The sequence below is a fragment of the Deinococcus soli (ex Cha et al. 2016) genome, from assembly GCF_001007995.1.
Lineage (GTDB): Bacteria > Deinococcota > Deinococci > Deinococcales > Deinococcaceae > Deinococcus > Deinococcus soli.
The window spans coordinates 675,354-700,295 of sequence record NZ_CP011389.1; the positions used below are offsets into that span (position 1 = coordinate 675,354).

Here is a 24,942-nt window from a genome sequence, read left to right on the forward strand (position 1 = left end):
GTCAGCGGACCAGCAGGGGTTCGTACGCGGTCTTGACCGCGCCGTTCGCGAAGGTCAGCCGGGCGATGGTGTTCACGCTGGTCACGCGGCGACCCGGCACCTTCTTCACGGCGAGGCTGACGTTCAGGTCGATCGCGCGGCCCTGCTGGGTCAGGCGCGGGTCAAGCGGGCCGGGCGTGCGGCCCGGGAGCCACAGTTCCTTCTCGGGCAGGAGTTTCTTGACGTACTGACCGTTCTGGACGTACTCGATCTCGTACTGGAGTTCGGCCTTCACGACGGCGCTCTGCTCGCCCTTGGTGGTGACGCGCAGGGTACAGCGCGCAGCCTCGCCCATGGTCAGGTAACTGTTCGTGCCGCCCGCGCCCACGCAGGTGGTGAAGGCCCAGGTGTTCAGCTTGGTGGGGCCGCTGCTGATCGTGACCGGGGCGGGCGCGGTGCGGGCCAGGTAGGCGCGGTCGGCCTCGATGACGAAGCGGGTGTAGGCCTCGTCCCAGTCGCAGTAGAGCTGCGCGGTGCGGTCGTCGGGCGCGGTGGACAGGACCCGGTAGGTGCTGCCGTCCAGGGCGTAGCAGGGTTCGGGGCGTCCGGCGTTGGACACGAAGCCCAGCGCGGCGCGCTGCATGTCCCCGAACAGGCGGCGGTCGATCTCGCCGTTGACGGCCCCGTTCGCGGACAGCAGGCTGACGCTGGTCACGCGGCTGGCGGGGTCGCTGGATTCGCGCTGCACGCGCAGGACGTGGCTGCCCGTGGCGCGCAGGTCGTAGTCCCAGGTGCGGCCGTACGCGTCGGGGGCGGCGCAGCGCTGCTGCTGGCAGAAGGCCGACTGCTGGATCTGCGTGGGGCTCGCGGAGGTCGCCAGCCATCCGGCGGCGCTGGCGGGGGCGAGCAGCAGGGCGGGGAGGTACCGGAGGAGTCGGCGCATGTCCGCAGCGTAGGTGGTGGGGTCGGGCGGCGCTGCCTCAGGTGACCTTGAGTGCAGTGAGGGCCTGTGCTAGCAGTCCAGCTGGGGTGGTGGTCGCCGTGACGGGCAGGGTGAGGATGTCGTGCTCGCCCTGCTGAGGGGTCTCCAGCGTGGCGAGCTGCGAGGGAAGCAGGTCCGCCCCGGCGTAGTGCCCGGGCCGCTGGCGCAGGCGGGTGGCCAGCAGGGGTTCGGGGACGTCCAGGTACAGGAACCGGGTGCCGGGGGCGCGCAGCGCGTCGCGGTAGGTGCATTTCAGGGCCGAGCAGGCCAGCACCACGCGCCCCTGTGCGTCCAGTTCGGCGCGGAGCCGGGCCAGCCAGGGGGCGCGGTCAGCGTCGGTCAGACCATGCCCGGCGCGCATGCGTTCGCGGGCCTGGGGGATGTGGTAGTCGTCGCCGTCCAGGAAGGGGGCGCGCAGCGCGGCGCCCAGGGCGCGGCCCAGGGTGCTCTTCCCGCTGCCGGACACCCCCATGACGACCACGCGCAGGGGACTGTCGGAGGGGGTCACGTGCTCAGTGTAGGGGCGCAGGCCCCCAGGGCGACCAGGGCTTCTTCCTTGCCCTTGGCTTCCACCTCGATCCAGGGGACGTCATGGTACGCGCTGGGCACCTGATCGATCAGCCAGCTGTGGCGGCGGTCCTGCGGGCCGTCCAGGCCGTTGCTGAGGTGCACGACCTGCCACTCCGGCGGGGTCCAGGTGCGGCGGGCGGCCAGGACCCACTCGCGCACGCTGGGGTCTTCCTGATCGGGCAGGCGGTCGTGGACGACGTGATGATGTGCGTCGAAGATCAGCGGGGTGCCGGTGGCCTCGCAGACGGGCAGCAAGTCGCGGGGGCTGTAGGCACGCTCGTCGTTTTCCAGGCCCAGCCGCAGGCGGACCGCGTCGGGCAGGTCGGGAATGATCGCCTGGAGTTCCCGGGCGCGGCCGCCCTTGCCGCCGTGCAGGAGGAGGAGGTTCCAGGTGCTGCGCTCCAGGTTCAGGGCGTCCATGACCTGCGCGTGGGTGGTGATGGCGCGCAGGCTGCTCTCTCTGACCTCGGGGCGGTCGCTGTTCAGCACGATGAACTGCTCGGGGTGCATCAGGACGCGGATGCCGTGGTTCTGGAAGGCGTGCCCGGCGTCCCGCAGCTGCGGGGCGAGGTGTGCGAGCACCTGCGCGCCGGTGTCGTCCCCATCCAGGTCCAGCATGGGAAAGAGACTGGAACTCAGGCGGTACAGGCGGATGCCGCGCGCGGCGCAGTAGTCGGCGGCGCGGCGCACGCGGGCGACGTTGTCGGCGTACAGGTCGAGCAGCGTGCCGTACCGCTGCGCGGGGGGCAGGGCGCGGTAGCGGGTGAGGGTGATGGTCCGGAAGCGGATCTCGGGCCCGGTCGTCAGGCACACGAGGCCGTAGGCGGGGGTGGTCATTCGGTCCTGCGTTTCGCGGCCGCGCGGCAGCGGTCGGAGCAGTACTTGACGGTGTCCCAGTCGCGTTCCCACTTCTTGCGCCACGTGAAGGGCAGGCCACAGTGGGCGCAGGTTTTGCTGGGGCGCTGGCTGGGCGGGCGTCCGCCGCCAAAGGTGCGTTCCGGGCGAGGCATATCTCCCAGCATGGCGCGGTGGGGGCCGGGCTTCCGTAGCCGGGGGTGAAGTTCTCTTTACAGCGGGGCGCTATTCGTTCGGACGGAGAACGGACTCAGCGGGAAGGGGTTCCATGACTCGTTGGAGTCCCGTGACCGCAGAACGGCGTCTGCGGTGCCCCGGAGCCCCTTCGCGCTGTCCTGCATGACGTCGCGCCCTGTCCGCTCGTCAGGGCCGCCCTCACGCCTCACTTTCAGGGTGTGCCCATTCGTTCACGCGACGACCAGATTTGACGGTCTGGCGCGATAATCCAGGGATCAAAGGAATTCTTGACAGCGCTTTCAGATTGGCTTACGCTCCGGTCAATCCACCGTCCGCCGACCCCCACCTGCCGGGGTCCACCATGCCGTCCGGCCTGCACCGGTCGGTGACGTCTCCCCTGTCCTGCGCCCGACGCGCCAAGGAGATCCCATGCCCCGCTCCACCCTGCCCTTCCTGCTGCCCCTGACCCTGCTCCTCGGCGCGTGTAACCTCACGAACGCCAGCACCGCCACGCCCGTCTGGCAGGACGAATTCAGCGGCAACAGCCTCGACACCAGCCGCTGGGGCTACCAGATCGGCAACGGCTTCATGGCCGGCAGCGACTACGTGGCCGGGTGGGGCAACAACGAACTGGAGTACTACACCGACCGCGCCAGCAACGTCAGCGTGCAGGACGGCAACCTCGTGATCACCGCCCGCAAGGAGAAGATCACCGGCCCTGCCGGCAGCACCACCGGCACCTTCGACTGGACGTCCGGCCGCGTCCGTACCGCCGGGAAGTTCAGCCGCACCTACGGCAAGTTCGAGATCCGCGCGAAGTTCCCCAGAGGCAAGGGCTTCTGGCCCGCCATCTGGATGCTGCCCGAGGAACCCAGCCCCTACGCCAGCTGGGCCGCGAACGGTGAGATCGACATCGCCGAGGGCTGGGGCAGCAAACCCACCGAACTCGCGCAGACCATCCACTACGGCGGCGTGTGGCCCAACAACGTGTACTCCGGCACCACCGTGAACTTCCCGAACGGCGGCACGATGGACCAGTGGCACACGTACGCGGTCGAGTGGACGCCCGGCAAGATCCAGTGGTTCATCGACGGGACACTCACCAGCGAGAAGACCCAGTGGTGGAGCGCCAAGAACAATCCCCCCACCAGCGACGCCGACCTGAACGCGTGGCCCGCCCCCTTCGACCGCCCCTTCTACCTGCTGCTGAACCTCGCCGTGGGTGGCAACTTCGACGGGAACCCCGACGCGACCACCCCCGACCAGGGCCAGATGCTCGTGGATTACGTCCGTGTGTACGGCATGCAGAACGAGACCGGCAGCGCCGGACCGCACCCCGACATGACCTACCCCTGGACGCCGAAACCTGCCCGCCCGGCCCTGAGCGACGGGAACCTCGTGTACAACGGGTCCTTCGACTGGTCCGACACCGACCCGCGCGTGACGCCCGACACGACCAGCCTCAGCGGCGCGGCGAACAGCAAGTTCTGGACGCTGTACACCAGTGACGGGCAGGTCACCCTGAGCAACGACGCGGGGGCCCTGAAGGCCGACGTCACCAACGCGGGCAGCGTGAACTACGCCGTGCAGGTCCGCCAGGACGGCCTGAACATCGAGTCCGGCGGCAAGTACGAGGTCAGCTTCGACGCCTGGGCGCAGAGTGCCCGCCCCATGATGCTCAAGGTGGGCGGCGGGCAGGACCGCGGGTACGCCGCGTACTCCGGCGAGCAGCCCGTGCAGATCGGCACCACGAAGGAACGCAAGACCGTCACCTTCGACATGAAGGCCACCACCGACGCCGCCGCCCGCCTGGAATTCAACCTCGGGAACGCCGGGACCGGCCCGGTGTGGTTCGACAACGTGGTCGTGCGGCGCGTCGGAACGGCCGCCGGGGCGCGCCCACCCGCCGCGGACGGCAACCTGCTGTACAACGCCGCGTTCACGCAGGACGCCACCGCCACCGTTCCCGGCATCCCGGGCGTGCCCGGCAGCGCGTACTGGACCACCTGGAGCAACGTGCCCGAACGCCTCACCACGGGTATCAGTGGCAGCGTGATCACCCTGAACGTCAAGGACGTGGACCCCGCGAACAACTGGCACGTGCAGCTGAACCAGGCCGAGGTGCCCCTGACCGCCGGGAAGTCCTACACCCTGACCTTCAAGGGCAGGGCCAGCGACGCCCGCGAGGTCGCCGTGGTCATCGGCGAGAACGGCGGCAGCTACGCCCGCTACCTGGACGGCAAGGCCGCCCTGGGCGCCACCGAGCAGACCTTCACGTACACCTTCACGGCGCCCGTCACCAACATCGGCGCGCAGTTCCAGATCCTCGGCGCGGTCGGCGCGGCGGGCAGCAGTTACGGCCTGAGCTTCCGTGACTTCCGCCTCGTGCAGAACCCCTGACCTGAGGGGCTCTCCCCCACCCCGACTGCGCGCCGGGGTGGGGGACGTTCGTCGCGGGATCAGCCCGTGACGCGCTCGCGGCCCAGCGCGGCGTGCGCCTCGAGCAGCAGGGCCTCGGTCTCGTCCCAGCCGACGCAGGCGTCCGTGACGCTCAGGCCGGGGACCAGGGTGCTCAGGTCACTGGGGATGCCCTGCTTGCCGGGGCGGAGGTTGCTCTCGATCATCAGGCCGCGCACGGCGTCCTGCCCGGCGGCGCGCTGGTGCAGCACGTCGCGCCACACGAGGCTCTGGCGGGTGTGGTCCGAGCCGCTGTTGGCGTGCGAGCAGTCCACCATGACCGCCGGGGGCAGGCCTGCGGCGGTCATGAGTCCGGCGGCTTCCTTCACGAACTGCGGGGCGTAATTGGGGCCGCCGCGGCCGCCGCGCAGGATGACGTGCCCGTCGGGGTTGCCGAGCGTATGCACGATGCAGGCCTGGCCGTCGTCGTCGATGGTGAAGAACGCGTGCGAGGCGCGCGCGGCGACGATGGCGTCTACGGCGAGCTTGATGCCGCCGCCCGTGCCGTTCTTGAAGCCCATTGGGGCGGACACGGCGCTGCTCATGACGCGGTGCGTCTGGCTTTCGGTGGTGCGCGCGCCCAGGCAGGCCCAGGCGACCGCGTCGAACACGTACTGCGGCGCGAACGGGTCAAGCAGTTCCGTGGCGACCGGCAGGCCCAGTTCACTGACCTGCACCATGAGCTTGCGGGTGAGTTCCAGGCCCTTGTTGATGTCGTTGGCGCCGTTCATGTCCGGGTCGAGCAGGTAGCCGCGCCAGCCGACGGTGGTGCGGGGTTTGTCCACGTACACCCTCATGTGTACTTCCAGGCGGTCGTTCACGCGTTCCCGCAGCCCCGCGAGGCGGCGGGCGTAGTCGAGCGCCTGCTCGTGGTCGTGGATGGAGCAGGGGCCCACCACCACGAGCAGCCGGTCGTCGCGGCCATGCAGGATGTCCTGCGCGGCGCGGCGGCCCGCGAGCACGGTCGCCTCGGCCTGGGGGGTCAGGGGGTGCCGGGCCTTCAGGGCGCGGGGGGTGATCAGGGGCGTGAAGCCGCTCACGTTCAGGTTCTCGGTGCGGCCAGCGTGGATGGTGGGTTCGGGGTGCGTCATGGCGGGGCTCCTGGGGTGTAAGGCAGCGCCCGGTGGCTTGTGGGCTCACCGGGCGTCGGGGGGTGGAATGCAAACGCGACTAGGCCCGGTGGGAACCGAACCAATAAAAGAAGCCGCGCGTCGTCATGGGCCGCAGTGTAGGCCCCAGCAGCGTGCGGGCGCCGGCAGGCGGTCTAGGGCACATGCAGACAGGTCGTATGCATTGCGGGGCGCGCCTCACGACAGGTAGGGGCGCAGCGCCTCGTGGATGGCGGCCGCGTCGGGCAGCAGGTTGGGGTTGAGGTGCAGCACCGTCACGATGGCGCGCTGCGCGCCGGCGTCCTCGGTCGTGGGGGTGGGTGGGCGGCGGCGGTCCCGGCCGTACGCGCGGGAAGACAGGATCAGACCGGCGAACGGCACCCGCGTGCGCGGGTTGATGAGCGCGAAATCCACCTTCACCTGCGCCAGATGCTCCAGCGCGCCTCTGGGCCGCTCGGGGGTGATCGTGAAGGCCAGCACGTCCCGCAGCACGACCGGGCCCAGCACCTCGACCTTCTGGCCGCGCAGCGCCTCGCGCAGGTCCTGCTCGAAGCGGTCCTCTCGCCGGGAGCGCTCGGTGCGGGATGTTTTCACGTCTTGGACGTCGGGCTCTCCTCGTTTCAGGAATCGCAGCGGCATGTGTCATGGTACGCGCTGCCTGCCGGGATTCGCGGCATCCGCCCGTCAGGGGCAGTGCACCCGGGGTAGCAAGCGACCATGGGCCGCCGCACCCTGAAGGCCGCGTTCCGGCCCTCATGCTCGCGGCCGCCTGCGTTCACCTCTGGGCTCAGGCGTCGGCGATCTGACGCAGTTTCTCCACGCGGGCGGCCAGGTCGGGCAGGTCCAGGGCGCGCAGGGCCTTGGTGGTGCGGGTCAGTCCGGCGTCGTCCACGCGCCCCTGGTTCCACCCGGCGATCAGCATGGCGCAGCCCTGCAGGGCGTCGCTGACGGTCTCCTTGTGGAACATGGCGGCCAGGCTGCCGCCCTGGGCGGGCGCGGTCTGCTGCGCCTGGGCCTGGACATCCAGGACGACCTGCATGAACACCTGATCCAGGCGGGCGCGGTCGTTGGGGGAAACGGGGGTTCCGGTCATGGGGGGCAGTGTAGCCCGGGTGCGGCTTTCTTCATGTCGCCTCTCATGACTCGCGGGTGCGGCGCGCGGCTGCGTATCTTGGTGCATCTCTATGGACGCGGGGGGCTGGATAAGCAATGAGGTACGAGCCGGGCAGCAGGTTCTACGATGAGATGTTCACGGCACTCGGCGCGGCGCGCGCCCACTATCAGGGCGTCGAGACGTACCTGAACGCGCTGGGCGTGGAGGAATTCCGGCGGCGGCATCAGCTGCTGGATCTGGCCTTCCGCAATCAGGGCATCACGTTCACGGTGTACGGGGACGCGCAGGGCACCGAGCGGACGTTCCCGTTCGATCCGGTGCCGCGCATCATCCCGGCGAGCGAGTGGTCGCACATCGAGTCTGGCCTGACGCAGCGGGTACGGGCGCTGAATGCGTTCCTGGCGGACATCTACAGCGGCGCGCAGATTCTGGGGGACGGGGTGATCCCGGCAGAGCTGGTGTACACCTCGGCGCACTTCCGGCGTGAGGTGCATGGCGTGCTGCCGCCCGGCGGGGTGTTCACGCACGTGGTGGGCACGGACCTGATCCGCAACGAGCAGGGCGAGTACCTCGTGCTGGAGGACAACCTGCGCTCGCCGAGCGGCGTGTCGTACCTGCTGGCCAACCGGCAGGCGATGACCCGCGTGTACCCGGGCATGTTCGAGGGCCAGGGCGTGCGGCCCGTGCAGCACTACGCGTCGGCGCTGCTGAAGCTGCTGCTGGCCAGCAGCCCGCGCGAGAACGGTACGGTGGTCGTGCTGACGCCCGGCATGTACAACAGCGCGTACTTCGAGCATGCGTACCTCGCGCAGCAGATGGGCGTGGAACTCGTCGAGGGGCGCGACCTGTTCGTGGACGGCGGGCGGGTGTGGATGCGCACGACCGGCGGGCGGCGGCAGGTGGACGTGATCTACCGCCGCATCGACGACGATTTCCTCGATCCGCTGGCGTTCCGCCGGGACAGCGCGCTGGGCGTGGCGGGGCTGGTGGACGTGTACCGGCAGGGGCGCGTGGCGATCGCCAACGCCATCGGGACGGGCGTCGCGGACGACAAGGCGGTGTACGCGTACGTGCCGGACATGATCCGCTACTACCTGAACGAGACGCCGATCCTGAACAACGTGCCCACGTACCTGGGCTGGAACGCCGAGCACCTGGAGTTCATGCTGGCAAACGCGCAGGATCTGGTGTTCAAGTCGGTGGGCGAGGCCGGTGGGTACGGCATGCTGATCGGCCCGGCCGCCACACGCGAGGAGATCCAGGCGTACCTGGAGAAGGTGCGGCGTGATCCGCGCGACTTCATCGCGCAGCCCGTGGTGGGCCTGTCACGGCACCCGACCTTCTACCCGGACAGTGGCGGCTTCGAGGCGGCGCACGTGGACCTGCGGCCATACATCCTGTTCGGGCAGGACGTGACGATCGTGCCGGGCGGCCTGACGCGGGTGGCGCTGCGCCGGGGCAGTCTGGTCGTGAACAGCTCGCAGGGTGGGGGCAGCAAGGACACCTGGGTGCTCGATCACGACGGTCCGGCGGCGCCGCTGGGCATGACGCAGCTGCTGCACGGCGATACGTCGCCCGGGCAGGCGCCCTCGCAGTCCCAGAGCCAGTCGCAGTCGGGTGGCGGTCAATCCCAGACGCAATCCCAGTCTCAGTCGCAGTGGCAGGGGGGCTTCGGCGCGGTCCCGCTGGGCGGCGAGGTCTCGGCGCAGTCGCTGGCGCAGCTGGCGGACCACGCGGCGCTACACCGCGCGCAGGCGGCGGACGAGGCCCAGGTGGCCGCGTACAGCGAGAGCCAGCGCGCAGCGGACGCGCCGCCCCCTCCGGCCCTGGCTCCGGCAGACAGTCCGGGCCCGCATTCCTTCCAGCAGCAGCTGGAGAAGGATCAGCTGGGCGCTGACGGGGAGGACCGCTGATGCTGCTGCTCTCGCGACTGGCCGAGAACCTGTTCTGGATGGGCCGCTACATGGAACGCGCGGAGAACACCGCGCGGCTCCTGAGCGTGAACTACTACGCGACGCTGGAATCCGCGGGCAGCGCCCGGGAACACTGGCGGCCGCTGCTGGACCTCACGGGCGGCGAGGAGGCCCTGCGTGCCCGCTACGGGCGGGTGGACACCCGCAGCGTGGGGTCCTGGCTGGCCTTCGACCGGGAGAACCCGTCGAGTATCGCCAGCAGCCTCGCGTACGCCCGGTCGAACGCGCGGGGGCTGCGTGACCGGATTCCCAGCGAGATGTGGGAGGCCGTGAACCGCGCGTACCTGAACCTGTGTTTCGAGACCGGGGACGTCCTTGACCGCGACGGGCTGTTTGAGTTCTGCGTGGCGGCGCGCGACGCGTCTCAGTTCTTCTTCGGGATCGCGTTCGCCACCCTGCCGCGCGACGAGGGCTGGTCGTTCATGCGCGCCGGGCAGATGCTCGAACGGGCCGACAACACGCTGCGGGTGTTGCAGGGCCGCCTCACGCCCGAGGCGCTGCGCGGCGCGCTGGAACCGGCAGCGGCCATGCAGCTCGAGCAGCGCTGGGCACAGGTCCTCAAGGGGGCGAGTGCCTACGAGGCGTACCGCAAGCGGGTGCACGCCGGGATCGACCCGCGCCTGATCGCGGGCTTCCTGCTGCTCGACGAGTACTTCCCGCGCAGCGTGCGCTACAGCGCGCAGAACCTGCACGACGCGCTGGAGCAGATCGACCGCTGCCACCCGGGCGAGCATCCGGAGGTGCTGCGACTGTCACGCTGGCTGGTGGCGCGGCTGGAATTCGCAGACGTGGACGACATCCTGCTGCGGCGTCAGCCGGGCCTGCCGGACCTGCTCACGGACGTGAACGGTGTGGGCGCGGCGATCACCGCGGCGTACTTCGAGCAGGAATGAGCGGCGCGCCTGCATGGGGGGGTCGCGGTGCGGTGTGAGATCCGGCACGTGACCGAGTACCGCTACCCGAAAGCCGCGTGGGATTCGTTCAATCAGGTGCGTCTACATCCCACGCAGGAGGCGCGGCAGTCGGTGCGGTCCTTTCACCTGCACGTGGTGCCCCAGGCAGAGGTGACCTCCCACAAGGATTACTTCGGCGCGATCGTGCATCACGTGCACGTGCATGAGCAGCACACGCAGCTGCGGATCGAGGCGCAGGCGATGGTGGACACGCACGCCCTGCCTGACCCGGTCCCCACGCCGGTCGCCGCGCTGCGGGGCGCGCGCGGGCCGCTGACGGAGTTCCTGGTGCCGTGTCCACGCGTCCCTGCCGGGGCGTGGCCCGAGGTGTTCGGCGTGACACGCCCGGAGGACCGCGACGATCTGGGCGAGTACCTGCAGAATCTGAATTCATTCCTGTACTCGCAGTTCACGTACGATACCGGCGCCACGGAGGTGGACACCCCGCTGGCGGAGTTCGCGCAGCACGGGCGGGGCGTGTGCCAGGACTTCACGCACGCGATGCTGGGCGTGACGCGTCAGCTGGGCATCCCGTCGCGGTACGTGAGCGGCTACCTGTACAGCGGCGGCGAGATGCGCGGCGCCGAGGCCACGCACGCCTGGGTCGAATGCTTCGTGCCGGACTACGGGTGGCTGGGCCTGGACCCCACGAACAACTGCGTGGCGCGCGAGAAGCACATCAAGATCGGGCATGGCCGCGAGTACAGTGACGTCTCCCCGGTGCGCGGCACGTACTACGGCGGCGGCAGGGGCAGCATGTCCGTGGCGGTGTACGTGTACGGCGAGTCCTAGCAGGACAGGAAGGGAGGCGGGCCACCGGTCGCCGGTCGGCCCGCCCCTGTGCGGTGAAGGTCAGTTGCCGGTGACGGCGCGTCCCGCGAGGAAGATCCCGGTGATCACGGTGCCGATCATGCCGACCACGACCATCTGGGCGATCCAGGCCAGGACCAGCGTGACGATCGCCTGGGTCTGATCGCGCAGGTTCATGCTGCTCTGTACGGCCAGGAACCCGAAGTAGATCATGGCCAGCCCGATCACGAACATGGCCAGCCAGCCCAGGATGGGAATGATGCCGATCAGGGTGCTGACGATGCTCAGGGGCACATAGAACAGCGCGAAGGAGTACGCGACCTCGGGGTAGGTGCCAGTGCCCCGGAAGAGGTTCCGGCCGATCAGGTACACGCCGCCGGTGAAGGCCAGGAAGCCCATCGGGACGCCAATCAGGCGGCTCAGGAGCTGCCCGAAGAAGGTCACGTCACTGTGCAGGCCCGCGAACAGCGCGGCGATCACGGCCGACACCCCGGCGGCGATCATGACGTAGATCAGGGCGCCGGTGAGGCCGCCGCGACGCTCGAAGCGTTCGAAGGTGGCGGGGCCGGGGCGGCTCAGGACGGCGACGCTCTGGGCGAACATGTCCTGCACGCTGCTTTCGGGACCGCTGGTCACTGGGCTTCTCATGGCACGGAGTACGCCTGCCGCGCCAGCGAAGTTGCCCCATCACGCCTTCACCCTCTCTTCATCATCAGGTCGGGCGGGGGCACCTTTGCCCACGGCCCGGCATGTCACAATGCTGCGCGATGACGGAACCTTCCATTACCTCCGGCGAGCAGACCCACTCCGGCTTCGTGGCCATCGTGGGCAAGCCCAACGTCGGCAAAAGCACCCTCCTGAACGCCTTCCTGGGCACCAAGGTCGCCCCGACCAGCCCCCGGCCCCAGACCACGCGCCGCGGCGTGCGCGGGATTCACACCAGCGGCGACCGCCAGATCGTGTTCGTGGACACCCCGGGCCTGCACAAGCCCAAGGACGCGCTGGGCAAGTACATGAACCACGAGGTGCACAGCGCCCTGGCCGACGTGGACGCCGTCGTGTGGGTCGTGGACCTGCGCCACCCGCCCACAGACGAGGACCAGCTTGTCGCCCGGCAGGTGCGCGAGCTGCCCAAACCGCTGTTCCTGGTGGGCAACAAGACCGACGCCGCCAAGTACCCCGACGAGGCCATGAAGCTGTACCGCGCGCTGCTGGAAGGCCGCGACGCCGACCTGAGCGACACGATGCTCAGCGCGCAGAACAACCCGAACGCCGTGGCGACCCTGCGCGAGCAGCTGCTGGAGATCCTGCCCGAGAGCCCCTTCTTCTTCCCGGTGGGCCCGGCCAGCGACCAGAGCCGCGAGCAGTGGGCCGCCGAGATCATCCGCGAGGAAGCCATGAAGAAGCTGCGCGACGAACTGCCGTACGCGGTCGCCACGCGCGTGAACCGCTGGACGGAACGCGAGGACGGCCTGCAGCGCATCGAGGGCGAGATCGTCGTGGAGAAGAACGCGCACAAGGGCATGGTGATCGGCTCGGGCGGCAAGCAGCTGCGAGAGATCGGTCAGGCCGCCCGCAAGCAGCTGGAGGTCTTCCTGGACCGCAAGGTGTACCTGGGGCTGGAGGTCATCGTGATTCCCGGCTGGCGCGAGGACGTCGAGGCCCTGCGCGAACTCGGCTACGAGTAACCGCTGTACGCACAGCAGGCCGCCCCAGAACAGGGCGGCCTGTTTTCAGTGGTGATCCGGCGTGTCAGCTGGCCTGCGCGCACTGCGGGCACTGGCCGTACAGCGTGACCTCGTGCGCCTCGACGATGAACCCGCCGGGGTAGACGGTGCCGCTGGGCAGCGCGACCGGGCAGGTGTGCAGCGTGAACACGCGCTGGCAGCGGGTGCAGGCGAAGTGGTGGTGGTGACCTTTGCCACTGGCCTCGTAGCGGGTCTCGCCGTCCAGGGTGACGGGGTGGATGCGGCCCTGGTCGGTCAGGAGTTTCAGGGTGCGGTAGACCGTGGCGACGCCCAGAGCGGGCAGGTCCGTACGGGCGCGTTCGAGCACGTCACCGACGCCCAGGGGTCCCTCGGCGTCGTGCAGGACGCGGGTGATCACGTCGCGCTGTCGGGTGCTGCGTGAGACGGTCATACCTGCCAGTCTACCATTTTTTGATACAGCCGGATCAATAACCGTGGCGGGCGGGAGCCCTGACGACCTTGAGACCCCTACACGAAGCCGCCTGCCTGACAGCGTCAGGGCAGACGGCGCAGAGAACGGCGGGCAACCTTACTGCTCGGTATCACCCATGTTGGTGCTGGGCGGGTCGCTGGCGTCCATGGTCTGGGTCATGGCGACGTCCTGCTTGTCCAGGCCTTCCTTGCGGTAGTCGTTGGGGGCCTTGTTCTCGGCGTCCACGGCGGCGTCGATCTCCGCTTCGGGGTTGCTGCGGCCCATGAACTGCAGGTCCACGTTGCTGATCTCGTCCTCGGTCCTGATCTCGCGCTTGTCGTCGGTCATGGGGTCACGCTACCGCCCGGGCGTGGGGCGCGCCTGAACGCGCCCTTCATGTCGGCTGGAGATTCACCCGGGCGCCGCTCAGCTGCTCAGGGTCCTAGATGCTCAGGGTTTTGGCGCAGCGGTACAGGTCGCGGCTGACGTCCTTGCGTTTCTCCCAGGTGTCGGCCAGGGGCGTGAAGCTGGTCTCGTGGTTCTGGCGGCCCACCATGACGTCGCTTTTTCCTTCCATCAGGGCGTACACGGCGGCCTCGCCCAGGCGGCTGGCCAGGATGCGGTCCGATGAGACCGGGCTGCCGCCGCGCTGGATGTGGCCCAGGATGCTCACGCGGGTTTCCATGCCGGTGCCGTCCTGGATGGCCTGCGCGACGCCGGTGGCGCCGCCGGGGTAGCCCTCGGCGACGATGATGATGCTGCCCATCTTGCCCTTCTTCACCGAGGCCCTGACGATGTCCAGCACGCCCGCGACCTCCTTGGCGTCCTCGGGGATGAAGACCTCCTCGGCGCCGCCCGCGACCGCGACGTCCAGGGCAATGTGCCCGGCGTGGCGGCCCATGACCTCGATCACGAAGATGCGTTCGTGGCTGGCGCCGGTGTCGCGCAGTTTGTCCACGGCGTCCAGCGCGGTCTCCACCGCCGTGAAGTAGCCGATGGTGTGGTCAGTGCCGTACAGGTCGTTGTCGATGGTGCCGGGCAGGCCGATGACGGGAATGCCGTGTTCCTCCTGCAGGAAGTGCGCGCCGTGGAAGCTGCCGTCGCCGCCGATGACGATCAGGGCGTCCACGTCGTGGGCGCGCAGGTGCCGGGCGCCGCGGGCGCGGCCTTCGGGGGTGCGCCAGGTGTGGCTGCGCGCCGAGAGCAGGATGGTGCCGCCGCGCTGGAGGGTGTTGGCGACGTCGCGCGGGCCGAGGGTGATGAAGTCGCCGCGGTGCAGGCCGGAGAAGCCGCGCCGGACGCCGATGACCTCGATGCCCTGGGAGGTGGCGGTGCGCACGACGGCGCGGATGGCGGCGTTCATGCCGGGGGCGTCCCCGCCGCTGGTGAGGACGGCCACGCGCTTGATGCCGGCGGGGTTGGGGTGGGGGTCGCAGTGGGGTTCGGTCATGCTGGGCCTCGCTGTCAGTGGGGGTAGGGGTGGCACCGTGGAAGCACTTCCAGGCTGCCGCGCCGCCCTGCCCGGTGAGGCGAGGGCCGCGCGCCGGGGTCAGGCGTCCGAGGTCGCCTGGAGCGCCAGTGCATAAGCGTCATTCTTACGCAAACCCTCCCGGATGAGAAGATCACGTATATCCCGAGTGCTCAGGCCCTGCGCCGCCAGCTCCCGCGCGCGCGCCGCGTGATCCACCTCGGCGCCCACCGGCTCGCCTTCCGGGCGGCCCGCGACAACCACCACGATCTCGCCCCGCACGCCCGACTCGAAGCGCGCGGCCAGTTCGGCCAGGGTGCCGCGCACCGTCTCCTCGAAACGCTTGGTCAGCTCGCGGGTCACGCTCGTGGCCCGGTCCGGTCCGCAGGCGCCCTGCAGGTCGGCCAGGGTGGCGTGCAACCGGTGCGGACTCTCGTACAGCACGGTCGTCTCGGCGCGGGCCGCCACCGCCGAGAGCCGCTCCTTGCGGTCGCGGCCCGAACGGGGCAGGAAGCCCTCGAAGGTGAACCGCCCGGTCGGCAGGGCCGACAGCACCAGCGCCGGAACGAACGCCGTCGCGCCCGGCAGGGCCTCGACCGGCACGTCCGCCGCCAGCGCCGCCGCGACCAGTTCCGCGCCCGGGTCACTGATGCCGGGCGTACCCGCGTCGCTCACGTACGCCAGCCGCGCGTACCGTTCGAGCACCTGCGGCGCGCGGCCCATCGTGTGCGCGTCCAGCCGCACGAGCGGCTTCTTGATGCCCAGATGCGTCAGGAGCGCCCCGGTGCGGCGGGTGTCCTCGCAGGCCACGGCGTCGGCAGCCCGCAGGACCTCCAGCGCCCGCAGCGTGATGTCCCCCAGGTTCCCGACCGGGGTGGGCACCAGCCACACCCGCGCGCCGTCCGGGATCGTCACCGGGGCCGCGTCCGGCAGGTCGGCAGGCAGATCCTCCGGCAGGTCGCCGTTCAGATCATCGGGCGGCCCGCCGGGCAGGTCGAAGTCGGGGGTATCAGGAAACTCCGGCTCAGTCATCGCTGCCGAGTATGCCGCCCGGACCGGACTGCACCAGTCCCTCCATCGCCAGGCCCGGCGTGGGCTTGAGCCGCACCCGGACCTTGCGGGGACGCTTGAGGACGTTCGTGATGCGCGCGCGCAGCAGTTCACCCTCACCGACCGTCACGGTCACCACCGTGCCCTCCGGCAGGCGGCCACCCACGATCACCACGACGCCATTTTCGACCACGCCCTTGTAGGCCTTCATGCTTCCCTCCCCTGCGCGCGGTGACGCCGCCGCTCCGCCGCTGACAGCGCCTCGCGCAGCGCCACGATCTCGGACTCCCGCGCCCCGCCCAGGCGCGCGTAACGGTCGATGACCTCCGCCGCCTCGCGCCGCCGGTCCAGGCGCAGCAGCAGCGTACCCAGGTGCTCGCCGCCCACGAAGTACGCCCGGGGGTTCTGCGGATCGGCCGCCACCTGCGCCCGCGCCGCTTCCAGCAGCGACAGCCGCGCCCGGTGCCGGTTCACCTGCCACCGGACCGTGAACGTCGCCAGCCCGAAGGTCCCCAGCGCGCCCAGCAGCGACAGCGCGACCGCCTCCGGCACACCGACCTGCGCGGCCAGCTGCACCGTCAGCGGGAAGCAGAACGCCAGCACGACCAGCACCGCCAGGGTCGCCGCGTAGTTCACGCTGCCACCCCGGCCCGCCGGACCTTCACGCCACTCATGCGCCACAGTCTAGCGGCACGGGCGCCCGCCGCACCGTTCATCCGGTCATGAAGTCCGCTGCGGGCCGTCCTGGCGCACGCGGTGGTAGGGTGCGGGATGTGCGACTGCACCTGATCACCGTGGGGGAACCGAAGCTGGCGTACGCGCGCGCCGGGTGGGACGAGTACGAGAAGCGGCTGCGCCGGTACCACAAGGTGCAGGTGACGCGCGTGACCGGCAAGACCCAGGCGCTGGAGAGTGAGGCGGTGCGCCGCGCCGCCGGGCGGGCGCCACTGGTGCTGCTCGATCCGCGCGGGCGGCAGTTCACGTCCGAGGGTCTGAGCGCGTACCTGGACGCGCAGGGCGTGGCGGGCGTGGGCGAACTGGCCTTCGCGATCGGCGGGCCGGACGGACACACCGACGAGTTGCGGGCCGGGGCGCACCTGTTGTGGGGGCTGGGGCAGCTGACCCTGCCGCACGACCTGGCGATGGTGGTGCTCGCGGAGGCGCTGTACCGGGCCAGCACGATCAGTGCGGGCGAACCGTATCACCGGGGCTGACCCGACGGGCGCAGAGGGATGCTGAGCGCAGGGGGATGGGCGTAGGGTGGACGGCATGAGCGAGATGACCCCTGCCCCCGCCGAACAGTGGTTCGACACGCCCGAGTTGTGTGGGCGGCTGGTGACGCTGGAAGGCCTGCGCCCGGAACACGGCGCGGACCTGAGTGCCGGGGCGACCCCGGAGACCATCCGGTTCCTGGCGCGTGGCGGCCCCAAGGAGAACACCCCGCAGGCCTGGGCGGCGTACGTGGAGCGACTGAACGCCCTGCCGCGCCGCGTGAACTTCGCGGTGCGGTCTCGGGCGTCGGGGCGGGTCGTGGGCCGCATCAGTTACAGCGAGGTGAACGCCGCCGACCGCTGGGTGGAGGTCGGGACGATGCTGCTGCCCGGGGCGCAGGGCACCGGCGTGAACGCGGACGCGAAGGTGCTCGTCATGGACCGGGCGTTCGGGGTGCTGCGCGCGAACCGCGTGCACTTCAAGGTGGACGCCCTGAACGAGCGCAGCCTGCGGGCCATGCGCCGCCTGGGCGCCACCGAGGAGGGCGTGCTGCGCGCGTATCAGGTGCGCCCGGACGGGTCGGCGCGGGACTCGGTGATGTTCAGCGTCCTGCGCGGCGAGTGGCCGGAGGTGCGCGCGGGGCTGCTGGCGCGGCTCCCGGGGGATTCCCCCCGTTCGGGGGAGGGACGCGCTTCATGAGAAATTCAGCAAGTTTGTCATAAAGCCCCGGGTAGACTGCCGGGCGTGACCCGCCGACCAGCTGCCAATCTCGTTGCCGCGCTGGCCGCGCTGCTGAGCCCGGCGCAGGCCCTGATCGTCCCCCTGACCGGCTGGACGCCCGTGAACGGCGACGCGAACTTCTGGACGGACGCCAGCGGCGCCTGCCTGATGCGCGAGGAACGCTCCGGGCAGGCCTTCCCGACCTTCACGAGTGCCGAGGACGCCCGCGCGTTCGCGCTGAAACTCCAGGGCAGCCTGGGCCGCAGCGTCCGGTCGGTCGTGACGCAGCCCGTGGACCGCGCCGGCGCGTGGGGTGTCCTGGCGGCGTACGACTACCACGAGGCCGGAACAACGTACCGCATCAGCCAGCTGTACCTCAGTGACCGGGGTGTGCTGCGGACCGTGACGGGCAGCGCCGCCGCGAAGCACGCGGGCACCTGCGTGAACGAGATGCGCGACTTCATCCGCTTCCTGGCGAACTGACCTTCCTCGCGGGCGCCCGCCGTGCCTGCGGTACAACAGGGCATGATCACACCCGGATCTGCCCCGCACCTGCTGGCCCGCCTGGACCTCATTGCCGCTGGCCTGGAGGCCTCGGGGCGGGCGCTGGCGCTGCTGGGTCTGGGGTCAGTGGGGGCGGAACTGGACCGCGCGGACCGCTTCTCGGACCTGGATTTCTTCGTCGTGGCCCGCCCCGGTCAGGTGGAGGCGCTGCTGGACGACCTGTCGTGGCTGGGGGGCGGGCTGATTCAGGCGTTCCGGAACACGCCGGACGGCTTCAAGGTGCTGTTCGCAGGCGGGGTGTTCGGCGAGTTCGCGGTGTTCGACGAGGCGGCCCTGCGCGGCGCGGCGTTCGTGAACGCGCGGGTGGTGTGGCGCGCACCGGACGCCCCGGCGGACCTGCCACTGCATCCCCGCCCACAGGCAGCGCGCACGGAACCCCTGAGCGCGGCGCAGCGGGCGCACCACCTGGGTGAAGCACTGACGAACCTGCTGATCGGCGTGCGGCGCTTCCGGCGGGGCGAGCGGCTCTCGGCATGGCAGTTCACGCAGGTGTACGCGCTAGGGCACGCGCTGGCGCTGGCCGCCGACGCGACGACCCCGCAGCCGGGCTGGGCCGACGCGTTCGGACTGGAACGCCGCTTCGAGGTGCGGTTCCCGGCCGTGGCGGCGCGGCTGGACGCCTGCCTGCCGGGTCTGGTCGGCACGCCCGGCGCGGCCCTGGCGATCCTGGACCTGCTGGAGTCGCTGGACCTCATGGGCTGGCAGGAGGCCGCGGGGCTGGCCGCGCAGGTGCGGCAGGAGGCCCGGGAGGCGCTGGCGGACCGGACGGCCTGAGCCGTGCGTGGTAGGCTCCGCGGTTGAGATGTCGAGACTGAGTGCGTTCCGGGCGGTGCGGCCATGATGGTCGTCACGGCGCTGCTGTCATGGTTCCTGGTGGGCCTGTTCGTCCGTATGAGCAGGGCGCGTGGCTGGGGGCAGCGGGTGCGGCAGGATGGCCCGCAGACGCATCTGGTCAAGGAGGGCACGCCCACGGCGGGCGGCGTGCCTTTCGTGCTGGCCCTGAGCGTGGTGTTCCTGCCGCTGTACCTGACCGGGAACGCCGGGGGGCCGCGCGAGCTGGTCATCTGGCTGACGGCGCTGGCGATGGGCGTGATCGGCGGCGTGGACGACCTGCTGAAGATCCGGTCGCGCATGACCGGCAGGGGCCGCTCGGAGCTGCTGGCCCGCGAGAAGTTCCCGCTGCAGTTCCTGGTGGGGCTGGTCTTCGCGTACTTCGCGGCGCCGCTGGCGTCGCATGAGCTCGTGCCGGGGTTCGGGCCGGTGGGGGACGTGATCCTGCTGACGCTGGTCATGGTGGGCAGCGTGAACGCCTTCAACTTCACGGACGGGCTGGACGGGCTGCTGGGGGGCGTGGCGATCATCGTGCTGCTGCCGCTGCTGGCGCTGTCCCCGGTCAGTGCGCTGCTGGTCGCGGCGCTGCTGGGTTTCCTGTGGTTCAACGCGCACCCGGCGCGGGTGTTCATGGGCGACATGGGCAGTCACGCGATCGGGGCGGTCGCGGCCGGCGCGTACGTGCTGTACGCGGATGTGTGGCTGCTGCCCATCGCGGCGATCATCCCGGTCGTGGCGGTGCTCAGCGTGGTCATTCAGGTCGCGTCGTTCAAGCTGCGGGGCAAGCGGGTGTTCAAGATGTCCCCGATCCAGCATCACTTCGAGCACAAGGACATCGGCTGGCCCGAGACGCACGTCACCATGCGGTTCTGGATGGTGTCGGCGGTGGCGACGGCCCTGGTGTGGTGGCTGCTCGGCGGCAGACCTTAAGGCGGTCCGGGCGGGCGGGGTGAGGGGGCGACCTCTCCCCCGTCCGCCTGTCTGGTGGGGCGGGGCCGCTAGACTCGGGTGTGACCGAGTTTCACCCCCTGCACCTGCCTGACCTGCCTCGCCTGTTTGCGGCGCGCGCCGCGCTGCCCGCATTGGGCACGACCGTGTACCGCGCCGCGCACCTGACCGAGACGGGCGGACAGTTCACGCTGGACGTCGCCGGGGACGCCGGGGTGCTCAGCCTGTACGTGCCGCTGACCCCGCCGGACGAGGCGGCGCTGGCGGCGGCCTGCGGCGCGGCGGGCGGGCTGGCCGGGGTGTACCTGAAGCGGCGGCCCGTGGAGGCCCGGCACGCGGCGAACGTGGCCCGCGAGGACCTGTCCCCCCCGGACCCGGTGTGGGGCGAGGCGCGGCCAGAACTGACGGCGCTGGAGGCCGGGGTGCCGCTGCTGATCCGCCCGGGCGCGGACCTGAGCGTCGGGGTCTTCACCGACGCCCGCCCCGCGCGGGCCTGGGTGCGCGGGCACGCGGCGGGGCGGCGGGTGCTGAACACCTTCGCGTACACCTGCGGCTTCGGCCTGAGCGCCGCGCTGGGCGGGGCGGCGGTCGTGAAGAACGTGGACCTGTCCCGCAAGGTGCTGGCCTGGGGGCAGGAGAACTACGCCCAGAGCGGCCTGGACGCGCCGGACACCGACTTCCTGTTCGGGGACGTGTTCGAGTGGCTGTCGCGTCTGGAGCGCCGGGGGGACACCTTTGATCTGGTGGTGCTGGACCCGCCCAGCTTCGCGCGCGGGAAGGGAGGCGTGTGGCGTTCGGAACGGGACTACGCGCGCCTGATGACCCAGGCGGCGCGCGTCACGGCGCCGGGCGGGCAGGTGCTGGCGCTGCTGAATCACGCGGGCGTGAACGGCGCGGCGTTTGAGCGGATGGCGGCGGCGGGCCTGGAGGCGGCCGGGCGGCGCGGCGCGGTCCAGGAGCGGTTGGGCGCGGGCGAGGATTACCCGGGCGCGCGGCACCTGAAGGTGCACGCCTGGACCCTGGACTGAGGGGGTGGACTGTGCGGGCAGGGGGCATCACGCGGCGGCTTGTGCTCCGCCTCACTTCGTTTTCTAAAGCGGGCGCTATGCTGGGGGTATGACGCAAGCTGCTCAGAACGAAGCGCAGGTGCTCGTGCCCCTGACCACCCCCGAGGAAGTCGATCAGTTCCTCACCGAGTACCCGCTGGCCGCGGTGTTCAAGGCCGGCACCTGCCACAAGACCATGCAGGGCTTCGGGGTGCTGGAGACCTTCCTGCAGCGCCACGACCTGCCCGTGGGGTTCATCCGCGTGGTGGACTGGCGCCCCGCGAGCAACCACGTCGCGCAGCGCACCGGCATCGTGCACCACAGCCCGCAGCTGATCCTGTTCCGTGACGGTCAGCCGCAGTTCGAGGTGAACAACTGGGACATCACCCCGCAGGCGCTGGGCCCGGTGTTCGAGGCGCAGGTGCCGGTCCGCGAGGGCGTGGCGAGCGTGGCGACCGACGACAACGTCGAGCCCTATCGCCGCCTGATGCGCGCCTACCTGGACGGGCAGCTGAGCGACTGGGCCTTCCAGGATCAGTACGTGAACATGTTCCGCGACGACGCGAGCCTGCGCAGCCAGCGCGAGTTCGAGCTGCTCTCGCGCCTGTTCGGGGACCCGGACGCGTACCACGGCGGGCTGCATCAGCTGGGCGCCCCGCAGGGCCGCGGGGACCTGAAGGCCCGCGTGCAGGAACTCCTGACCGAACTGGGCTGATCTCCTACCGGCCCGGCCGGGTCCGTGGCGCCGCATCCTTCATGGTTGGAGGGTGCGGCGTGAGGTTTTTTACAGGTGTAAGCGGCACGTAAGAGCCGCCGGGGTGTCATGATGCGGTATCCCTTAAGGAGTCCTGCCGGAGCCCAGATCGCCACCTCATCCTGACCTCACCCGGAAGTCGAATGTCTGACCCAACCCTGCCTGCCTCGCTCCCGAAACTGATGCACCCTGTCGCCGTGCCACTTGACGCGGCGGTGTACAGCGCCATCAGCACCGACCACTACCCCTGGACCGACGTCACCGCCGATCTCGCCGCGCGCCAGAGCCAGGGCTTCACCGGCGTCTTTGACGCGTGGCAGGGCAACCGCTGGGCGCGGTTCCTGCTCAGCCAGGGCGCGCTGCTGGGCGGCTACACGCACGCCGGGCAGCCCGTCAGCTGGACGACCGTCATGCAGGGCCTCCCGCGCGCCCGCGTGAGCCTCACGGAACTCTCAGCGCGGCTGGTGGACCTGCTGTGGACCACCCGCGACGTCGAGGGCCGCGCCGCGCCCGCCGCGTGGCCGCACGCGCAGGCCGAACTGGAACGCAGCCAGTACCACGGCCTGGTCGTCAGCGGCGCGGCGTGCAGCTACTGGCTGTCCGGCCGTGTCCTGACCGGCAGCCTGCCCGACACCGGCGCCGGCGCGTGGCTGTTCACGCCGAACTCCGAGGCGAACCGCGCGGGCCTGATCAGCTTCTGGCAGGACCTGCTGGCCGTCACGAACCGCGCGCAGCCGCTCGACACGGCGTGGCAGGAGGTCACGATGCGCCTCGCGGACGACCACCCATGCCTGGACCCCTTCGCGCAGGACGTCCGGCTGCACCAGGGCCAGCTGAGCATCGAGGACGAGGTCCCCGTCGACGAGTTCCTGCCGGCCCTGAGTGCCGCGCTGCGCGGCGTGCTGGCGCGGCTGGGCCTGCGGCTCGTGGACCTGCCCATCACGAACCTGCGTGACCGGCCCGAGTGGGCCGCGTCGGGCCTGGAGCAGCGGTGAGCGCCCCGGTCTGGCCCGACGGGCTGCAGGACGGCACGCCGCTGCCGTTCAGCGTGTGGCGCGTCATGCATCACGTGGACGGCACCCGCGACGTCACCGAGGTCGCCCGACTGGCCGGCATGACCGTCCCGGACGTGCAGGAACGCCTGAACGCCGCCGCGGCGTGGGTGGCGCGCGCCGCGCAGCGTGACCTGCCGGTCAGTGACGAACTGGCCGAACGGATCATCCAGTGCCTGACCGGCGTGGTCGGCCCGGTGGCCGCCGTGATGGTCGACGAGGTGCTCGACGACCTGGGCGAGCAGGCCACCCTGAACGCCACCCTCTCCACACTGGCGCGGCAGCTCACGCCGGAACGCGTGCAGCTGTTCGCCCGTCTCCTGCGGGACCGGGGCGTGACGTGACGCGCGCCGCTCACCCGGCCTCCCGCCCGCCCCTCACCGCCCGGCTTGCCGGCGCACCGGCCCCTGGAGCACACCCATGAAGTACACGGTCCTCATCCGACAGCCTGTCCAAAGCGAACGCAAACCGGAACTGGAGCAGCAGCTCCGTGAACGGTTCGGCCTGAATGGCGAGCAGGCGCAGCGCCTCAGTGACCGCCGCACCGGCCGCCTGATGAAACCCACCGGGCGCGCCCGCGCCGAACTGCTGCTCGCCATGTTCCAGTCGGTCGGTGCCGACGTGACCCTCGAGGAGGTCCGCGAGGAGACCAGCGTCATCAGCGAACCTTTCCAGACGCTCTCGGCGCCCGTCCGGCCCGCCGCGCCTGCCCGTCCGGATGACGCGCCGCTCGCCCCGGACCGCGCCGAGGCGCCCCTGTCCGTGTCGGGCATCTGGCCGGACGTGGATCTGACGCCCCCCGGCGGCGCCCTCCCCGATCCGTTCGCTGCGCCGGGGCTGTCTGCCGGAGCCTTCAGGGCAGAGACAGCTGCAGGAAGTGCTCTGCCGAACGAGTTCATGCCAGCCGTCGCCTGGAACGCTCCTGCACCCGGCCTGACGCCATCCGCGCCGGGTGTGGGCAGCACCAACCCCTTCGCAGGCGACGCGGCCACTGCCCTGATGCCGCCCCCCACGCCCGCCGGGCTGCCCGAACCGGACCCGGACCCGTTCGCAACGGCGTTCGGCGCACCCCTCGTGCCGAGTGCGCCCGCCCGGGCGGCCGATCCGGCGGCGGACGTCTGGTCGGACTTCACGGGCGCCCTGACCCTGACCGACGCGGCGCCCGCCCCCAGCGCGCCCGAGGTGGCGGCCGTGCCCAGCGCCGCCGGGATGGACCCCATCGTGCCGGGCCTGCCGGACAGCGACGCCCCGAAACTGCGCCGCAGCAGCCTGCGGAACCGCATGACCATCGGCGCGCTGGTGCCGCTGGGCGTGTCCAGCCTGCTGACGCTGGGCGTGCTGGCCGTGACCCTGCCGGGGCTGCAGCAGAACCTCGTGCAGCGCAACGCGCAGGCGGTGGCGGTCGCGGTGGCGAGCAACATCGACCCGACGCGAGGCGCGCAGAACATCACCCCGCAGCTCGAGGCGCTCGTGAAGAACTCCAGCGTGGGCTTCGTGCAGGTCGAACTGCGCGACGGGTCGCGTTACTTCTCCAGTCAGGTGCCCAAGGTCAGCGATCTGCTGAACGCGCAGGTCAGCAACTGGCTGATCGAAAATCCCAACAGCGCCGTGTTCCGCGACCGGATCTCTCCCGCAACGCTGTACCGCGATCAGGCGAACGAGATGCGTGCCATGGGCGGCACCGCCAACGACGTCGAGAAGCTGGAAAAACAGGCGGCGGACCCGGCCAACCAGTCGGTCACGAACGTGAACTACATCGTGCAGCAGATCACGGTGAAGCAGGAGAACGGCCAGCGCGCCGTGAGCAGCGAGCGCGCCAGTGAAGCCGACGCCGAGAACGTGCTATACACCGTCGCGGTGGGCGTGGAGAACGGGCAGCCGCAGGCGGCGCTGCGCCGCACACTGTTCCTGGTGATGTTCGTGTCGCTGCTGGCCCTGGCCATTGCCGCGTACCTGGCGCTGCGGGCCGCGCGCGCCGTCGTGCAGCCCATCGAGGACCTCGTGCGGGTGGCCGACGCGATCAGCATGGGTGACCTGAGCCGCCCGGTGCGCGCCGAGCGCAACGACGAGATCGGTGACCTCGCGCAGGCCCTGGAACGCATGCGCCTGAGCCTGGATTCCGCGATGGACCGTCTGCGCCGCCGCCGCCGCAGCTGAC

Annotated in this window: 29 protein-coding genes; 15 read left to right on the top strand and 14 right to left on the bottom strand. The window is 70.7% G+C overall.

Features of this window, described 5'->3' with window-relative positions; genetic code table 11:
* Position 1 precedes the first annotated feature (1 nt).
* Genes SY84_RS03305 through SY84_RS17055 form a run of 4 tightly spaced genes read right to left on the bottom strand, consistent with a single transcriptional unit; the run spans position 2 to position 2,541 of the window.
* Positions 2-922 (bottom strand): hypothetical protein, encoded by a 921-nt coding sequence (locus SY84_RS03305; protein ID WP_046842815.1) that lies wholly within the window; start codon positions 920-922, stop codon positions 2-4.
* A gap of 37 nt (positions 923-959) precedes the next feature.
* A complete protein-coding gene (locus tag SY84_RS03310; protein ID WP_245621394.1) occupies positions 960-1,469 on the bottom strand; it encodes a gluconokinase in 510 nt (169 codons plus the stop codon).
* On the bottom strand, positions 1,466-2,368 hold the full coding sequence (gene uvsE / locus SY84_RS03315; RefSeq protein WP_046842816.1) for a UV DNA damage repair endonuclease UvsE: 903 nt from the start codon (positions 2,366-2,368) through the stop codon (positions 1,466-1,468). Before uvsE ends, SY84_RS03310 begins: the two co-directional genes overlap by 4 nt.
* Positions 2,365-2,541 carry a DUF2256 domain-containing protein gene (locus tag SY84_RS17055; protein WP_046842817.1) on the bottom strand — a complete coding sequence of 59 codons (177 nt, stop codon included), beginning with the start codon at positions 2,539-2,541 and terminating at the stop codon, positions 2,365-2,367. Before SY84_RS17055 ends, uvsE begins: the two co-directional genes overlap by 4 nt.
* A gap of 451 nt (positions 2,542-2,992) precedes the next feature.
* Between SY84_RS17055 and SY84_RS03325 the strand changes: the two genes are divergently transcribed.
* Complete coding sequence (locus tag SY84_RS03325) at positions 2,993-4,963, top strand: family 16 glycosylhydrolase (RefSeq protein WP_052751027.1); 1,971 nt, start codon at positions 2,993-2,995, stop codon at positions 4,961-4,963.
* A gap of 59 nt (positions 4,964-5,022) precedes the next feature.
* On the opposite strand, the gene SY84_RS03330 is transcribed toward SY84_RS03325, so the two are convergent.
* The 3 genes from SY84_RS03330 to SY84_RS03340 form a co-directional block, all read right to left on the bottom strand.
* Complete coding sequence (locus SY84_RS03330) at positions 5,023-6,111, bottom strand: 3-deoxy-7-phosphoheptulonate synthase (RefSeq protein ID WP_046842818.1); 1,089 nt, start codon at positions 6,109-6,111, stop codon at positions 5,023-5,025.
* A 216-nt stretch (positions 6,112-6,327) separates the two neighbouring features.
* Positions 6,328-6,768 carry a hypothetical protein gene (locus SY84_RS03335; RefSeq protein ID WP_046842819.1) on the bottom strand — a complete coding sequence of 147 codons (441 nt, stop codon included), beginning with the start codon at positions 6,766-6,768 and terminating at the stop codon, positions 6,328-6,330.
* Between the two features lie 148 nt (positions 6,769-6,916).
* Positions 6,917-7,222: a hypothetical protein gene (locus SY84_RS03340; RefSeq protein WP_046842820.1), complete on the bottom strand. Its 306-nt coding sequence runs from the start codon at positions 7,220-7,222 to the stop codon at positions 6,917-6,919.
* 116 nt (positions 7,223-7,338) lie between these two features.
* On the opposite strand from SY84_RS03340, the gene SY84_RS03345 reads away from it, so the two are divergent.
* The 3 genes from SY84_RS03345 to SY84_RS03355 are packed head-to-tail and all read left to right on the top strand — an operon-like array spanning position 7,339 to position 10,961.
* Positions 7,339-9,156 (top strand): circularly permuted type 2 ATP-grasp protein, encoded by a 1,818-nt coding sequence (locus SY84_RS03345; RefSeq protein WP_046842821.1) that lies wholly within the window; start codon positions 7,339-7,341, stop codon positions 9,154-9,156.
* The gene (locus SY84_RS03350; RefSeq protein WP_046842822.1) at positions 9,156-10,109 is read left to right on the top strand and encodes an alpha-E domain-containing protein; all 954 of its coding nucleotides are present in this window, start codon (positions 9,156-9,158) and stop codon (positions 10,107-10,109) included. Before SY84_RS03345 ends, SY84_RS03350 begins: the two co-directional genes overlap by 1 nt.
* A gap of 48 nt (positions 10,110-10,157) precedes the next feature.
* Positions 10,158-10,961 carry a transglutaminase family protein gene (locus SY84_RS03355; protein WP_245621395.1) on the top strand — a complete coding sequence of 268 codons (804 nt, stop codon included), beginning with the start codon at positions 10,158-10,160 and terminating at the stop codon, positions 10,959-10,961.
* Between the two features lie 60 nt (positions 10,962-11,021).
* Here the strand turns inward: SY84_RS03355 and SY84_RS03360 are convergent, their stop codons facing one another.
* The gene (locus tag SY84_RS03360; RefSeq protein ID WP_046842824.1) at positions 11,022-11,627 is read right to left on the bottom strand and encodes a Yip1 family protein; all 606 of its coding nucleotides are present in this window, start codon (positions 11,625-11,627) and stop codon (positions 11,022-11,024) included.
* 119 nt (positions 11,628-11,746) lie between these two features.
* On the opposite strand from SY84_RS03360, the gene era reads away from it, so the two are divergent.
* A complete protein-coding gene (gene era / locus SY84_RS03365) occupies positions 11,747-12,667 on the top strand; it encodes a GTPase Era (RefSeq protein WP_046842825.1) in 921 nt (306 codons plus the stop codon).
* A 64-nt stretch (positions 12,668-12,731) separates the two neighbouring features.
* On the opposite strand, the gene SY84_RS03370 is transcribed toward era, so the two are convergent.
* The 6 genes from SY84_RS03370 to SY84_RS03395 form a co-directional block, all read right to left on the bottom strand.
* A complete protein-coding gene (locus SY84_RS03370; RefSeq protein ID WP_046842826.1) occupies positions 12,732-13,118 on the bottom strand; it encodes a Fur family transcriptional regulator in 387 nt (128 codons plus the stop codon).
* Between the two features lie 138 nt (positions 13,119-13,256).
* Positions 13,257-13,487, bottom strand: coding sequence for a hypothetical protein (locus SY84_RS03375; RefSeq protein WP_046842827.1), 231 nt, complete (start codon positions 13,485-13,487; stop codon positions 13,257-13,259).
* Between the two features lie 94 nt (positions 13,488-13,581).
* Positions 13,582-14,589: a 6-phosphofructokinase gene (gene pfkA, locus SY84_RS03380; RefSeq protein ID WP_046842828.1), complete on the bottom strand. Its 1,008-nt coding sequence runs from the start codon at positions 14,587-14,589 to the stop codon at positions 13,582-13,584.
* 99 nt (positions 14,590-14,688) lie between these two features.
* Positions 14,689-15,639, bottom strand: coding sequence for a 16S rRNA (cytidine(1402)-2'-O)-methyltransferase (gene rsmI, locus SY84_RS03385; protein WP_081424494.1), 951 nt, complete (start codon positions 15,637-15,639; stop codon positions 14,689-14,691).
* Positions 15,632-15,868, bottom strand: coding sequence for a hypothetical protein (locus tag SY84_RS03390; RefSeq protein ID WP_046842829.1), 237 nt, complete (start codon positions 15,866-15,868; stop codon positions 15,632-15,634). The genes rsmI and SY84_RS03390 overlap by 8 nt, the downstream gene beginning before the upstream one ends.
* A complete protein-coding gene (locus SY84_RS03395; protein WP_046844901.1) occupies positions 15,865-16,293 on the bottom strand; it encodes a hypothetical protein in 429 nt (142 codons plus the stop codon). Before SY84_RS03395 ends, SY84_RS03390 begins: the two co-directional genes overlap by 4 nt.
* A gap of 137 nt (positions 16,294-16,430) precedes the next feature.
* Here SY84_RS03395 and SY84_RS03400 point away from each other — a divergent pair, with 137 nt between their 5' ends.
* The 10 genes from SY84_RS03400 to SY84_RS03445 all read left to right on the top strand — a co-directional run bounded on the left by SY84_RS03400 (position 16,431) and on the right by SY84_RS03445 (position 24,941).
* Positions 16,431-16,871 (top strand): 23S rRNA (pseudouridine(1915)-N(3))-methyltransferase RlmH, encoded by a 441-nt coding sequence (locus tag SY84_RS03400; RefSeq protein ID WP_046842830.1) that lies wholly within the window; start codon positions 16,431-16,433, stop codon positions 16,869-16,871.
* 55 nt (positions 16,872-16,926) lie between these two features.
* On the top strand, positions 16,927-17,568 hold the full coding sequence (locus SY84_RS03405; RefSeq protein ID WP_046842831.1) for a GNAT family N-acetyltransferase: 642 nt from the start codon (positions 16,927-16,929) through the stop codon (positions 17,566-17,568).
* Between the two features lie 45 nt (positions 17,569-17,613).
* Entirely contained in the window at positions 17,614-18,072 is a 459-nt protein-coding gene (locus tag SY84_RS03410) for a hypothetical protein (RefSeq protein ID WP_046842832.1), read from the top strand.
* A 42-nt stretch (positions 18,073-18,114) separates the two neighbouring features.
* The gene (locus SY84_RS03415) at positions 18,115-18,927 is read left to right on the top strand and encodes a hypothetical protein (protein WP_046842833.1); all 813 of its coding nucleotides are present in this window, start codon (positions 18,115-18,117) and stop codon (positions 18,925-18,927) included.
* Between the two features lie 63 nt (positions 18,928-18,990).
* Positions 18,991-19,914: a phospho-N-acetylmuramoyl-pentapeptide-transferase gene (locus SY84_RS03420; protein WP_046842834.1), complete on the top strand. Its 924-nt coding sequence runs from the start codon at positions 18,991-18,993 to the stop codon at positions 19,912-19,914.
* Positions 19,915-19,994: 80 nt separating this feature from the next.
* A complete protein-coding gene (locus SY84_RS03425; RefSeq protein WP_245621396.1) occupies positions 19,995-20,960 on the top strand; it encodes a class I SAM-dependent rRNA methyltransferase in 966 nt (321 codons plus the stop codon).
* An 88-nt stretch (positions 20,961-21,048) separates the two neighbouring features.
* Entirely contained in the window at positions 21,049-21,693 is a 645-nt protein-coding gene (locus tag SY84_RS03430; protein ID WP_046842835.1) for a monothiol bacilliredoxin BrxC family protein, read from the top strand.
* Between the two features lie 236 nt (positions 21,694-21,929).
* The gene (locus SY84_RS03435; RefSeq protein ID WP_245621397.1) at positions 21,930-22,727 is read left to right on the top strand and encodes a hypothetical protein; all 798 of its coding nucleotides are present in this window, start codon (positions 21,930-21,932) and stop codon (positions 22,725-22,727) included.
* Entirely contained in the window at positions 22,724-23,128 is a 405-nt protein-coding gene (locus tag SY84_RS03440; RefSeq protein WP_168927149.1) for a hypothetical protein, read from the top strand. The genes SY84_RS03435 and SY84_RS03440 overlap by 4 nt, the downstream gene beginning before the upstream one ends.
* Positions 23,129-23,204: 76 nt before the next feature.
* Positions 23,205-24,941 carry a HAMP domain-containing protein gene (locus tag SY84_RS03445; protein WP_046842838.1) on the top strand — a complete coding sequence of 579 codons (1,737 nt, stop codon included), beginning with the start codon at positions 23,205-23,207 and terminating at the stop codon, positions 24,939-24,941.
* Position 24,942 lies beyond the last annotated feature (1 nt).